Source organism: Chloracidobacterium sp., from assembly GCA_016715795.1.
In the GTDB taxonomy this organism is placed as follows: domain Bacteria; phylum Acidobacteriota; class Blastocatellia; order Pyrinomonadales; family Pyrinomonadaceae; genus OLB17.
On sequence record JADJXP010000001.1, the window covers coordinates 552,517 to 565,429 of the forward strand.

11 protein-coding genes and 3 pseudogenes are annotated in these 12,913 nt (G+C 54.5%); 3 read left to right on the forward strand and 11 right to left on the reverse strand.

What is annotated here, in order from left to right:
• Positions 1-63 precede the first annotated feature (63 nt).
• The 6 genes and pseudogenes from IPM59_02490 to ttcA form a co-directional block, all read right to left on the reverse strand.
• Complete coding sequence (locus tag IPM59_02490) at positions 64-393, reverse strand: hypothetical protein (GenBank protein MBK9214461.1); 330 nt, start codon at positions 391-393, stop codon at positions 64-66.
• Between the two features lie 497 nt (positions 394-890).
• Positions 891-3,429: pseudogene (locus IPM59_02495) on the reverse strand (restriction endonuclease).
• Positions 3,422-4,444 (reverse strand): virulence RhuM family protein, encoded by a 1,023-nt coding sequence (locus IPM59_02500; GenBank protein MBK9214462.1) that lies wholly within the window; start codon positions 4,442-4,444, stop codon positions 3,422-3,424. Before IPM59_02500 ends, IPM59_02495 begins: the two are co-directional and overlap by 8 nt.
• A gap of 185 nt (positions 4,445-4,629) precedes the next feature.
• Positions 4,630-6,207, reverse strand: coding sequence for an Eco57I restriction-modification methylase domain-containing protein (locus tag IPM59_02505; GenBank protein MBK9214463.1), 1,578 nt, complete (start codon positions 6,205-6,207; stop codon positions 4,630-4,632).
• A 142-nt stretch (positions 6,208-6,349) separates the two neighbouring features.
• Complete coding sequence (locus IPM59_02510) at positions 6,350-6,991, reverse strand: N-6 DNA methylase (GenBank protein MBK9214464.1); 642 nt, start codon at positions 6,989-6,991, stop codon at positions 6,350-6,352.
• Positions 6,992-7,279: 288 nt separating this feature from the next.
• Positions 7,280-8,115, reverse strand: a pseudogene (gene ttcA / locus IPM59_02515) (tRNA 2-thiocytidine(32) synthetase TtcA).
• Between the two features lie 303 nt (positions 8,116-8,418).
• Between ttcA and IPM59_02520 the strand changes: the two are divergent.
• The 3 genes and pseudogenes from IPM59_02520 to mscL all read left to right on the forward strand — a co-directional run bounded on the left by IPM59_02520 (position 8,419) and on the right by mscL (position 9,600).
• Entirely contained in the window at positions 8,419-8,733 is a 315-nt protein-coding gene (locus IPM59_02520; protein ID MBK9214465.1) for a polymer-forming cytoskeletal protein, read from the forward strand.
• Positions 8,730-9,044, forward strand: coding sequence for a polymer-forming cytoskeletal protein (locus tag IPM59_02525; GenBank protein ID MBK9214466.1), 315 nt, complete (start codon positions 8,730-8,732; stop codon positions 9,042-9,044). Before IPM59_02520 ends, IPM59_02525 begins: the two co-directional genes overlap by 4 nt.
• Positions 9,045-9,124: 80 nt before the next feature.
• Positions 9,125-9,600 (forward strand): annotated as a pseudogene (gene mscL / locus IPM59_02530) (large conductance mechanosensitive channel protein MscL).
• On the opposite strand, the gene IPM59_02535 reads toward mscL, so the two are convergent.
• From IPM59_02535 to IPM59_02555, 5 genes are all read right to left on the reverse strand, one after another.
• Positions 9,572-9,994, reverse strand: coding sequence for a 5-formyltetrahydrofolate cyclo-ligase (locus tag IPM59_02535; GenBank protein ID MBK9214467.1), 423 nt, complete (start codon positions 9,992-9,994; stop codon positions 9,572-9,574). The pseudogene mscL and the gene IPM59_02535 overlap by 29 nt on opposite strands.
• A 135-nt stretch (positions 9,995-10,129) precedes the next feature.
• A complete protein-coding gene (locus IPM59_02540; protein ID MBK9214468.1) occupies positions 10,130-10,441 on the reverse strand; it encodes a type II toxin-antitoxin system RelE/ParE family toxin in 312 nt (103 codons plus the stop codon).
• Positions 10,438-10,683, reverse strand: a complete 246-nt coding sequence (locus tag IPM59_02545; GenBank protein MBK9214469.1) for a hypothetical protein — start codon at positions 10,681-10,683, stop codon at positions 10,438-10,440. The genes IPM59_02540 and IPM59_02545 overlap by 4 nt, the downstream gene beginning before the upstream one ends.
• A 7-nt stretch (positions 10,684-10,690) precedes the next feature.
• Positions 10,691-11,809: a tRNA 2-thiouridine(34) synthase MnmA gene (gene mnmA / locus IPM59_02550; protein MBK9214470.1), complete on the reverse strand. Its 1,119-nt coding sequence runs from the start codon at positions 11,807-11,809 to the stop codon at positions 10,691-10,693.
• Positions 11,806-12,888, reverse strand: a complete 1,083-nt coding sequence (locus IPM59_02555; protein MBK9214471.1) for a hypothetical protein — start codon at positions 12,886-12,888, stop codon at positions 11,806-11,808. Before IPM59_02555 ends, mnmA begins: the two co-directional genes overlap by 4 nt.
• Positions 12,889-12,913: the final 25 nt, after the last annotated feature.

The following is a 12,913-nucleotide window of genomic DNA, read 5'->3' on the forward strand; positions in this document are numbered from 1 at the left end:
TAATGCCTCTTCGCCCTATTCGATTCCTTCGCGGTCCTCAGGTCAAGCACGAGGATGTCGTCTTCATCGATGCGCGCGTCGCAAAACTGCACTGTATGCGGCAATTCGATCCGCTTCTCCTTCAACAGCCTGTGTCCCCGCAGCAGCCTCGATTTCGTCCGCGAATTCGCAATTCGCACCGGATAAGCGTCTCTTTTTTTCCGGCACCGTCCGCAGCAGCCCGATCCTCTGATTCGGCGCGTCCCACATTATAAAAAACGCCTTCGGCCCGCCCATAGTCTCCCAAGTGAAGCGCGACATCACAATATCGCCCTTCGGATTCAACGTCACATACAACCCCGCATAACGCGGCATCACATCCCCGCGTTTAATGACTTCCCAATCCGCTTTCATCGTAGTTTCGTCTCCTGTGTAGGTTTTGTGTTCCGAGTCTCAGCCTAGGCTCGTTCTAACACCTAAAACCCAAGCCCTAAGACCCAATTCCCGATTGTAGCACATCCGTTGCACTGTTGCATCTATAACAGACCGATTGCGCAAAATCTCTCCCGGCTCCGCCGCCCGATGAGCGGCGGTTGAGGCGTCCCCTCGACACTGGCTCTCTCTGGGGCCAGAACTCTGGCTCCGCCTTTCCGCCGCCGCATCACCACTCAACCAGGGAGTCCCGGCTCCGCCGCGTCTTCCGCAACGGGAGCAACAGGCGACAAGTCGGACCGCAGGCCGCCAGCCTGTCCATATCTTCTACCGCCTACCGCCTACTGCCTTCTGAATTCGGACTCCTCTTCGCCGCCGTAACCCCAAAACCCTCCAACCGCTTCCGCGTCCTGAGCACGACCAGTCGGCTCAGGACGCGGAAGCGGTTGGAGAAAGAACCCGCAACGCCTGTCGCGACTCTATTCTCGGGCAACCACCGTGTCGTAAAGCCCGTAATGTCTCAGTCCTTCGTGGCTTTCGATTCCCGTATAGCTCAGAGACGCGTCTTCGTACCGCCGGAAAGCAAAAACGGCCTGATTCATCTGCTCGGTATTGAACACTCGAAGACGCACGAGCAGTTGAAAGTCCTTTACCGTCAGGCCGGTAACGGTGAGAAACAGGTCGGGTTCGATCCTGGTGATCACGTCCTGAAGCGTGTTTTCTCGGTAATCGGTCAGATACATGAACGCCGGAATGCGGGTAGCGAATTTGATCAGCTTTTCCTGAACCATCTTGCGTTTGGATTTGTATTCCTTCTCTTCGGCGGTTAGCTCTTTCTTTTCCTTTTCGGACAGGCCCTTTTCCTTGGCCTTGTTCTTGAGTTCCTTGACCTTCTCGCTCTTGTTGATGATCGTTTCGATGATGTTGTCGCCGAGCGCCCGCCAGCCTTCTATCTTTTCTACTGCGGCCATAGCTTCCGGGTCGTCGAAAACGCGCCGGAGCGTGTCATTATCAACGTTGACAAGCAAAGCACTTTCCCATTTGCGGGCTAGGAGCGTCGCCGACGTTCCGGGCCATTGCTATGTCGAGAATTCCACCCGCATCGATCTGCGTCATGTTGGCGCCGTCGTAGGCGAGCACCGGCAGGAACGAGATCAACTCCTTGACCGCGTTCTCCGGGGTCGGTTCGTTGGGCGAGAGCCCGATGGCGTAGTCCGACAATTGACGCAGGGCACGAGTCGGAGCGAAATCAAACACAAAACAGATAGGCTTGAGTATTTCTTCCTCGTTCGGATCGTCGCCGTTCGGGTTCTTTATCGACCATGGCGATTGAACACGAAACGCAGATTGGAAATACGTCTCAGGCGATTTGAGATTGCGGAGCATCAGGATCGATGACCACTGCGAGACGGTTACTCCGGTGGTCAGCTTTCCGCAGGAAAGCGTGATGGTCTTTGAATCAAATCCGCTGCCGATAGCCCTTCGAACTGGCGGCAAAGCGTCCAGCCCGATGCCTGCGGCGGCTCCAGCCGCAACGATCACGTCATAGTCCCGCCAGAAAGTGTTGTGCTTTTCGTGCAGCAGGTTCGCCATCGCATGGCAAGCCGCAACGCTCGGAAGGAACCAAAACGAGTGCTGCAAGTACGGCAGCAGTCGCACATCCGAATACGGAAACGGCGGACGAGTGCCTGTCTTTAAGTACTCGATATCCTTCGGTGCGTAACCGCCTCGGATTATATCGAGCCACTTCTGAACGTCGCTCTTATGTTTGAACTCAGCAAGATCACCCAGACCGGACGCCTCGAAAAAAGCATTCAGATCAAACTCGTCGAATTCGCCCGCACTTGCGATAGCCAAAAGCTCGTCGGGCATCTGATATGTCAGTAAGCGCATCTGCGGGAGCGCACCGTATGAGTTTCTCTTGTCGGGATGCCCGGTAGCAAATTCTTCTTTGGCCCGCTGTTCGTCTGTGTACGTCCAATTGAATATCTGCTCCTCGATAAACTCGCCCGTAGATAACGCGCGAAACGGCGTGCCGGAAAGATAGAGATATGCTTTGGTCGTGATCGGCAGAAACTCGGCTTCTTTCTCTGATAGCTCGCCTAGGTCTTCGTTGACATCTTCCAGCCCGCTGCCGTATTCGAGCTTGGCCTCCTTTTTGGCGACCGCCTCTTCCTCGCCCTCGAAGAGTTCCTTTGCCGTTTCACGCCACGCACCAAAGTGGTACTCGTCAAACACCACAAGGTCCCAGTTCACGGCATGGAGCCACTCGTTGTTTGCCTTAATATTTCCGAACAGGTCACGGCCAAGCAGGTCCTGAAAAGAGCCGAAATAGACCACAGGCTTTGACGCCTTGATCTTGGTTGGGTCGCTGCCGGAGGATTTCGACTGATACTGCCACCCGTCAAAATCCACATGCGATTCCAGATCGGTCCGCCACGCATCCTCGACCGCAGGTTTGAAGGTCACGACCAGAACTCGCTTTGCTCCGATCTTTTTTGCAAGCTGATAGGCCGTGAATGTCTTCCCGAAACGCATCTTCGCGTTCCACAGAAAACGCGGGACGGCGTGCATGTCCTCTTTCCAGATCGAGTGAAAATAGGCGTGCGTCTTGTTTACCGCATCCATCTGTTCGGCCCGCATCGGGAAGGTTTCGTGATGCGTGCCGGTGAACTTCTGACTCGTGCGCAGTTCAGTGAGCACGGTCTTCACATCGGCGAGGGTGCATCGCATCCACTCCAACTCGTGGTTCTCGAATTTCTTCCGGACCAGCGCCGCCCGGACCTCGTGGTCCGTGATGACCGTCCCGTCGTCGCGCTCCGCCGATTCGTCCAGCTCGATCTTGTAATTCTTGATCGCCGCGGTCTTAAGCTGCTCCGCGATCCGCTGCTTCACGTCACGGGTCGTCTGGCCGACCTTGAGCAGACCCGTGTGGGCCTCGTCCGCGATCGAATAGGCATATATCCGCGGTCGGATCTCGGGTTTGGGGGCAAGGATCTCTTCGATGGTCTTACTCATTGTTCGGCGTAGAACGTTTTTTTGTCTTCTTGACCAGGAGGCGTTTTTCGACTGTTTCGAGATGTTCTATGAAATCCTTTTCACCCTCGCTCAGGTCGTTTTTGTGCAGGTCCTTAAATTTCTGATACTCCACGGCGGCTTTTTGTATAGCTTTTTCGTGGCTAACTGTTCCCGGATGATCAAGTATGTCATTCCCGGCCATACGCAGAAAATCGTCGAGCCGCTCCGACCAGTCTTTCATATACATCACCTTGCGGTTCAAGGCCTGAAGCTCGGCGAACTCGAGATAAGCAGTGACGATCCGGTTCAGGATGTTCAGTTCGGCTTCAGTTAGATAATTCTTGGCGATTTCGGTTTCCTGCTTTGTTGGCTTTTTTCCTTTGAAATTGGTAAGTCCGAGATTTGGCTTCTTCGCGCTGATGCGTTTGTAGATGATCTCGGCTGCGGTATTACCGTGGGCTGCCCAGTGCATTTTGTTCTGGACAGTTTGAAAAAAGAGGATCGCGACGTCTGACTTCGGGTCGTAGTCCACGCTGGTCGAAAAGATATCGAGCACCTTTCGCCAAAAGACCTTTTCCGACGAGCGTATATCGCGAATGCGCGTCAGCAGTTCATCGAAATACGCTCCGCCACCCGATTCCTTTAGTCTTTCATCGTTCAGAGCGAAGCCCTTTACAACGTATTCGCGTAGCCGAAGCGTCGCCCATTGGCGAAACCGCGTACCTTGAAGGCTTTTTACGCGATAGCCGACCGAGATAATTACATCAAGGTTGTAAAAATTAGTTGGTTTGGTAGAAAAATCGGAAATTCCGATTTTTCTCATTGAGGATGCTTCTTCCAGCTCATTTTCCTCGTAAATGTTCAGGATGTGCTCATTAATGGTTGAGCGGCTTTTCTGAAAAAGCTCAGCCATCTGATCGATGGTCAGCCAAACGGACTCGTCCTCGAGCCGCACCTCAAGCGTTGTGTCGCCCGACGCCGCGGTATAAATAATTATTTCGCCCTTATCCTTCATTCAAACTCTTCTCAGTCGTCGACAAACTGTCGACAACCCGACGGTTCGGTCCGAAATCCCATTCCGCAATTGGTCGGCGCCTCGTCCGCGATCGAATAGGCATAGATCCGTGGTCGAACCTCGGGGTTTGGGGGCGAGAATTTCCTCGATGGTCTTGCTCATTATGTCGTTTGACGCCTTACCCGTTAATCAAACAAATCGGACTGCATTGGGCGAACCATACTTTCGATGAACGCGCTCTCTTCTTTCGTGATTTTGTATTTCTTATACAGCTCGTCGTCCATCCAAGTGCGGTCCCAAGTCTGCGACGGGACCCAAGTGTATGTGGAGTGTGTCGCATGCTGCGTGATTTTTCTAAGTGAGACAAGGAAGCGGAAAAAACGTGTAAGATAGTACGACTGGATACTCTGGGCCTCCTTCTCTGAGTTAACCGAAAAAAAGAGGAACGACTGAGTGCAGACTGACGGAGATGGAGCGATTAGCGGTTTACCAAGTATTTGATGCGGTAACATGTCGCCACCGTTGAAGGCTTCCGGAACAAGAACCTTCCAAGTGTCAATGAGATGGGTGCTTTTGGTTACCGCCTCGCGCGCTATGTAGCCCACGTTGCGCTTCATCGTGCGTATGTAATACAGAGGCAAATCGCCATCCCGCTTCGCAGCATGAAAACCATCGAAGTTTGATGTCCAACCGAACTCTTTGTCACGAGCGAGGATTGAATTGATTGAAGGTTCGTTGTGCTTCCTCACTTTCCGCAGAATTGCCATAGCACGCGAATCCCGAACAAATACATCGTACTCGCCCAAATTACGCTCTACAGGTCCAACAACCTCACCGCCTCGGATCGTGGTTACCTTGCAATCGCCGTCATAAGCCGCATCCCATAAAAAGAAGCACACTCCAGCTTTGAGTTCGACAGAAGGAAACACCTCACCTGCGGCGGGGTAGTCCACGAGTTCGCGAATTCGACGGTCCCTCAACATGGTCTGGCGGAACTCGTTGAGTCCAAGGCCAGAAGCCATCCATCGCGATGGAATTACCATCGTCAAAAATCGGGGCTCAAGCTTCTTTGCTTGTTCGACAAAATGTTGGTAGATCGGAACGTCGCGGGTGCCGCCATCGGATCCAAGTTGATAAGGTGGATTTCCGATAATTACGTCGAATTGCATATTGTCTCCAAACAGCTCGACGGTGCGAGCTTTGATGTCCTGCGTATGAATGAAAGCGTAGGCGTGCGTCTCGAATTCCGCACCTCGGTCGTAGGTGGTCTGGTTTGCCCCGCAGAAACTGCACCTGCCATTAGTCCACTTGTGCTCTTGCCGCTGAAACCAAATGTGTCCGCCTTCGTTCTCAAGCCCTTTCGCGATTGAGTGCTTGCTGTTGGCATGTTTCGAGCAATACACGCTTCGGCGGGCGAGCAAACTTGTGAGGTGGGTGATGGCGATGCCGAAGACCTGATTTTTTAGGATGTGATCTACGCGCGTCTGAAGGTCGGGTATCTCTTTCTCCAATCCTTTGACGAGGCGGCTGGTTATCTCGCGGAGGAAAACGCCCGATTTTGTACACGGGTCGAGGAACCGTACGTTAGCTTGTGCCCACAGGTCCGCCCCGCCGTTGTCCGCCGCCCACGCCTGCTCAAGCGTGTCCAGCATCCGGTTAGCCAACTCCGGCGGCGTAAACACCTCGTCGTTGGACAGGTTCGCAATGCACGTCAACACATCCGGATTGCGCCCCCGCAAACTGAAACCTGCTTGAGTGGTCATAGGCTTTCTATAAATTGCCACTAGCTTTAGCTAGTGGGTAGAAGATCAACAATAATTTCGGCTTTAGCCGAAGTTCTGAATTGGGCTAAAGCCCTGTCAATTTTTCACTGCCTTTTATCCACTACCTAAAGCTAGTGGCAATTTAAACCGCAGATTCAGATGCCAACTCCCTCACCGTCATCGGCGGATACGTTTTCGTCGGCGTGAAGATCTCGTGCTTTTCAACGTTGGCCCAAAGTGAACCCTCGGCACTGAAGGCCGCAGATTGTGTCAGGCTGGCGAGGTGAAAATCACGCCGCTGAAACTTTCCCTTACCGAGATAACCCCATTCCGCAAATGTGAGTGGCTGGCCGTTGTCAGTTAGCATTTTCATCGCGTCGCCGTGAACAAGGTTTTGCGAAAGCACATAGAATGCAGCCCGACAGAGATCGTCGTGCTCGTCTATGTTCAGATATTCAGCAAATATCTCGAGCAAATTCTCGCGACACTCCTCAATATTGTCCGGCAATAGCTCGATGCCGTAAATGCACATCAGCCCCAGCAACGCATAGTGCCGCCGCTCAAATTCTGACTGGCCATACTTGAGTTCAACCGCCGCGAGCTTCCGTTTCAGGATCTCAACAAGAAAGTTCCCGCTTCCACACGCCGGTTCCAGAAACCGCGAGTCGATCCGCTCGGTCTCGTCCTTAACAAGATCAAGCATCGCCTCGACCATCCACGCGGGCGTAAACACCTCACCGTGATCGGCCACACGCTGCTTGCTCCTGACCTGTGCGTTTTCCATTTCGTCGATGCCGGTCATTATACAACGAAACCGACCTCCACCTCGCACCATGCGTCACGGCGGACGGTGTCGACCTCGTTATGATCGGGCGTTCAATGGCACGATCAAGGCGGTGGTCACCGGCACGATCAGTGGGTGTGGTCAGACGGGGGTAGGCGTGTGGTCATTTGAGGAATCAGACGGGCGTTACAGGGTCGCGAAAGTGTCGATACAGTGGCAGGTTTTGTCGATACAGAAGGCGAGAATGTCCGCACTTTTGGGGGGTTGTGTCGATACAGAACCTTCTTGCTACTGACTACTGGCTACTACTTCCAAAGTCCTTCTGAATTCTGGATTCTGGCTTCTGTATTCTTGTTCGCTGTGATCGAACAGGTCGTCGAGTTCGCTCATCACCGAGCCGTGGCCGGGGGGAATGGCTTTGATCATGGGCTCGAAGTTGTTGAAATCATACAACTTATTGTCGAGCAGATGTGACGCCGTGACCTGTGTGAGGGCGGTCATCATGATCTGGCGGATGTGGGGCGTTTCTTTCTCGAGCTCGGTGACGAGGCGTTTGACGCGGGCGCGTTTTAGGTTGGGCTGCGAGCCGCAGAGGTTGCAGGGGATGATCGGAAACTGCTGTTCCTCGGCGTAACGTGCGATCTCGCTTTCCTGGCAATACGCAAGCGGGCGGATGAGCGTGTTGCGGCCGTCGTCGCTCCTAAGTATTGGCGGCATTGCCTTTAGCTGGCCAACGTAGAAGAGATTCATCAGGAACGTCGCGATAATGTCGTCAGCATGATGGCCGAGAGCGATCTTTGTGCAGCCCTCTTCGACGGCGGTCGTGTAGAGAATGCCGCGGCGTAATCGCGAGCAGAGCGAGCAATACGTTTGGCCCTCAGGAATGTGCTGTTTGACGATGGAAAAGGTGTCTTCCTCGACGATGCGATAGGGCACTTTCGCGATGCAAGGTAATCGGGCAAGACGTTCTCCGGGAAAGTCGGGCCGCTTCTGATCGAGGTTAACCGCAAGTATCTCAAAGTTTACCGGTGCCCGCTGCTGGACATCAAGCAAGAGGTCGAGCGCTGGTAGCTGTCCTTGCCGCCCGACAGGCACACCATCACGCGGTCGCCCTCTGCGATCATCGAGAAATCCTCAATCGCGGCCCATCTTTTTGAGCAGTTTCGTCTTGGTTTTGGTCTCAGCCTTCAAAATCTACCTCTTCGGCGCCGAAAACTATGAATTTTGCCATTTCGGGCCGCCATTTACAACATCAAAATCTACTAGACACGCCTGCAAAAACTGACCTATTATCTATTTGTTAGAGAAGATAAGGCACGTTTGGGCTCGTCGTCCGCGGCAAGTGACGCCGGCGAGGCGGTTTTTCCGGTAAGTTCCCAAGCCGCGCGAGGCTTTTCGGCGAAATTTCATCAGCGAGGTAACACACTATGATCAGAATGGGACGCGGAAACAAGGACGACGGTGCACCCGAGCAGCCGCAAACACAGCCAAATCCATACAACTACGCCAGCGAGCCCGCCGGCCGAGCCATCTCAGAAAGCGATTCGATGGCCCGCGATATCAAAGAGGGCCGGCTGTCCGGCTTTGTCGGCCACGGCACCACGCTGACCGGCGAGACCGAGTTCCACGCGATGCTTCGTGTTGACGGGCATCTGATCGGCACCGTCGCCTCCGAATCAGGAACACTTATCATCGGGACCAACGGCCAGGTCGATGCGAATATTACCGTTGCCGCAGAATGATCAATGGTGCGGTCAACGGCGACATCATCGCCAGCGAAAAACTCCAGCTCGGCCGCACGGCCCGCGTGATGGGCAACATCCAGAGCCCTCGGCTGATCGTCGAAGAAGGAGCGATCCTCGAGGGAAGCTGCTCGATGCTCAAGGCCCGCGAGAGCCAGGAAGAAGAGGCCGTCTCGGCTGCCGCCCAGTATGAGGAACCGCAATCGACCCAGATCGACCTCGTTGACGAGGAAGAGGACGACGACGAAGCCGCCTATCTCACCGACGAGGACGACGATGAGGATGAGTCGGCCGATGCGGCTAAGGTATAGTCGATAGGTATCTTGTTTGACTACTGAGGCGGGCTCGCGTCCCGCCTTTTTTCATACCAACTATTAAGGAGAAGGGAATCATGTGGAATGAATTCAAAGCGTTCATCGCACGCGGCAATGTGCTCGACCTGGCTATCGGCGTCATCATCGGAGCGCGTTTGGCAAGATCGTGACGACGTTTACCGAGGGCATTGTAATGCCCGTGGTCGGAATGGTGACCGGCGGACTCGATTTCAAGAGCAAATTCATCAATCTGAGCTCAACGCCGCTGCCGCTGAAGGATGGCCAGGTCGATCTCGAAGCGGTCGCGAAGGCCGGGCTGCCCGTCCTGCGATACGGCCAGCTTATCAGCGACATCATCACGTTTCTAATAGTCGGCCTTACGATGTTCATCATCGCCAAGCTCGCAATGGACTACTTCAAACGCCTGGCCGCCCAGAGTGAGCCGCCGCCGCAGGAAGCACTGCTCGGCGAGATACGCGATATCCTAAAAGGCCAAGGCCTGACAGGTTGTCAAAGATCAGTACTCAGAAGCGATAGGCCATATCGGGCGTAATGCACATATCGAGGGCGACGTCTGACGATGTTATGTCGTCGATCGTATCGACGGGCGGAAATAAGCTCACGCCGGCCTTGACGCAATCAGGCCGGCATTTTGCCAGGAAACGGTCATACATTCCCTTGCCATAGCCGACGCGGTGGCCTGCGCGGTCAAAGCAAAGCAGCGGCACGATCACAACGTCGATATCCTGCGGCGCTACGATCTCACTGCCCGCCGGTTCACGAATGCCAAATGCGTTCTCTTGCCAGTCCGACGACGCCTCAAACGCAACATTCTCGAAATCGCCCGTCTTCAGGTCGGTCCGCGGAGCTGCGGTAGCGATATCAGGCCGGTCACGCCACAGTCGATAGTAGATCATCGAGGTGTCGATCTCGTTGAACTTGGCCATTCTGATAAATGTGTGAACAACACCGCCCGGTGGCAGCTCCACCGTCTCGAAAAGCGATCGGCGATGCGTCGGCTTGCCGTCACGACTTCGGAGGCCGAAAGCGATGACCGTCTGTCAAGACAGAGTTTGCGCAAGTCAGCCTTCTTCATCTGAGGTACGAGATACCCAAACCCGCGGATGGCGCTTGTGGTGGACACACGCTGTAACCGTGATCAGGTTGTCAAAGATCATGAAGAATATGGAGTATGGAAATCGCCTCAGGACAACGTGTCTGGTTTTTCCAAGCACTACTTGATACGACAGTGGTCGCTTCGCAATATCACCCAACGCCTCTTCAACCACAAGGAGGAATTCGTGTCCCAACGCTACCTCTTCATCTTCATACCAATTATACGCCTCCAGAATATCTGCCTCAGCTTCAGGCCGAATGATGAGATCGTATCTCATCTGGATCTTGACGAGAGAACTCGTTCTTTTACATCGGCCCACGGGTTACCTTCTCGCGGATCCAAGATCGCGGCCGCTTCCCTGCGCAGCAGTTCGGTCCTTAGGTCACCATCGTCAGATACGTTCATGTCGAGTTCTATTTCATCCAAATGCTCGACGATGTAACCGGCAAGGTCCTCACGGAGCGGTTCGGGACGTTGTGAGAGGCGTTCATTCAAGATCGTTAGATTCGAAGCTGCCATAATATCCTCAGTCTCGCATAATCCAGCCGCCGCCAACAACCTCATCGCCGGTCTCGATATCGTAGAAGATCGTTGCCTGGCCGGGCGTTATTGCACGCTGCGGCTCGTCAAAGACGATGCGGGCGTGGGCGTCCGGCAACGCGGTGATCGTTGCCGGTGCGGGGTCGTGACGGTAGCGTATCTTGACCAGAGCACGGACAGATTCCGCCGGCTCGTCGAAAGCGATCCAGTTGACACCTCTCGCGATGAACTCGATCGCGTCGAGTTCGTCTTCCTCGCCAACGATTATCTGATTCCGTGCTCGCTCGATCTGTGTGACATAGAGCGGCCTTTCCGCAGCGATGCCGAGGCCGCGACGCTGGCCGATGGTGTAGCGGTGGATGCCGGTGTGTTTGCCGACAACTTCGCCGGCGGCCGTGACGATGTCGCCGCCATCAGGTAACTCGCCATCGCGGCCATCGTGGGCGAGGTAGCGGTCGATGAACTCGCTGTATTTGCCGTCGGGCACGAAGCAGATCTCCTGCGATTCCTGCTTCTCGGCCGTGTAAAGCTTTGCCCCGCGGGCGATGTCGCGGACCTCTTCTTTTTGCATCTCGCCAAGCGGAAAATAGGCTCGCGAGAGCTGTTCCTGCTTGAGTTCCCAGAGAAAATAGCTCTGGTCCTTCCAGTGGTTTGTCGAGCGGAGCAGGCGGTAGAGGTTTGCGGACTGGTCATAAATGACGCGGGCGTAATGGCCGGTCGCAACCTTGTCACACCCGAGCGAGACGGCCATTTTGTCCAAGGACGCAAACTTGAGCCGCGAATTGCACGCGACGCATGGTATCGGCGTCTCGCCCGACAGGTAGCTCTGAACGAACGGCTCGACCACGTCGCGCTCAAAGTCCTTTTCGAGGTTGAGGACGTAGAACGGAAACCCGAGTGATTCGGCCACGCGACGAGCATCGTAAACATCGTCGAGCGAGCAGCACCGGCTCGGCAGCGGATCGCCGTTCTCATCGACCGACACGCCGCGACGCTGGTTCCATAGCTGCATCGTAAATCCGACCAGCTCGTGTCCCTCGTCCTTTAACAAAGCAGCAGCAGCCGAACTATCGACTCCGCCGCTCATTGCCACCGCGATCTTCATTTTGTGGCCTTCTTTGCACCCGTCAACGCTGTCAGGTTCTTAACGATTTGATCGCCCATTTTCTTTGAGCCAAACGCTCCATCGGCAATAATCGCCTTTCCGGATGCAATAACGATCGAGGTCCTACGGTGCGTGATCGTAAAGGTGAAATTAAAGGTCAGTATTTGATGGTCAAGGTCGATAATCAGATCGGGCCGGTTCTTCTGATCCCATGCATTCTCAAGGAATACCCATCCAAGGTCGTTGATCTCTTTGCGCTGTTTTAACTCGGTAACGAGTTGAGCGGCTGTAAAGAGACTCGTATCACTGCGAACCGCGACCTTTTTTGAAGTTAAAAGAAGGTCTTTAGGATCCTTGCTTGGATTCCGGGCCAGTTTAAGATCTTCGCTTGACGCCGGCAGCGTCAAATTTCGTCCGTTCCCATAGGTCCGATGCGCCGTACCGTCGCCAAGTCCCTTGATCGCCGCAATCGGCACCCCGAAACTCGAATCAGTTGGGGCGGCAAGCAGTTTGGTCATCAGTGCCAACGGCTGGCCGGACGTATCAAAGACCACCCCACCGTCAATGTCCCCCGGAAGTTCGGCCTGAAACTGCAATACGCGGAAACCCTCGCCGGCCCCCGGAACCTCAGTAGCCATCTTGAGACCGGTCACCGAGGCCGCCGTCTCAGCCCAGAGCTTGCCTGGACTATGGGTAACGACGGTCAGTTTGTCGCCAGGTTTGAGGCCGTCAGAACCAGCGCTGTCCTTTACAGTGACCTCTGCGCCCTTGATCTTGATCGCGGCAACATTTCGTCGGCCGTCCAGATTAACCAGATAGACGTCATCAAATATCTCACCATTTTGCAGGCGAAGCTGAAGTTCTTTCGCGTCCGTTACCGAGTCTAACGGCACCAAAAACACGCCGTCCGACTTAATGGCTACCGCCGGAGCGATGCGAACAGTATTGCCTTCACCGTCACCGACCAGCAGAACCGCCACCGTCGAACTCTGTTGGGCTGATGTCGGCGCCGCCATCAAAAACAGCGCGGCAGCTGAAAATGCTATCGATGTTGTGAGTCTCAAGAAGTATCCCATCATTCCTCCACGACCGTCTTATTCTGAC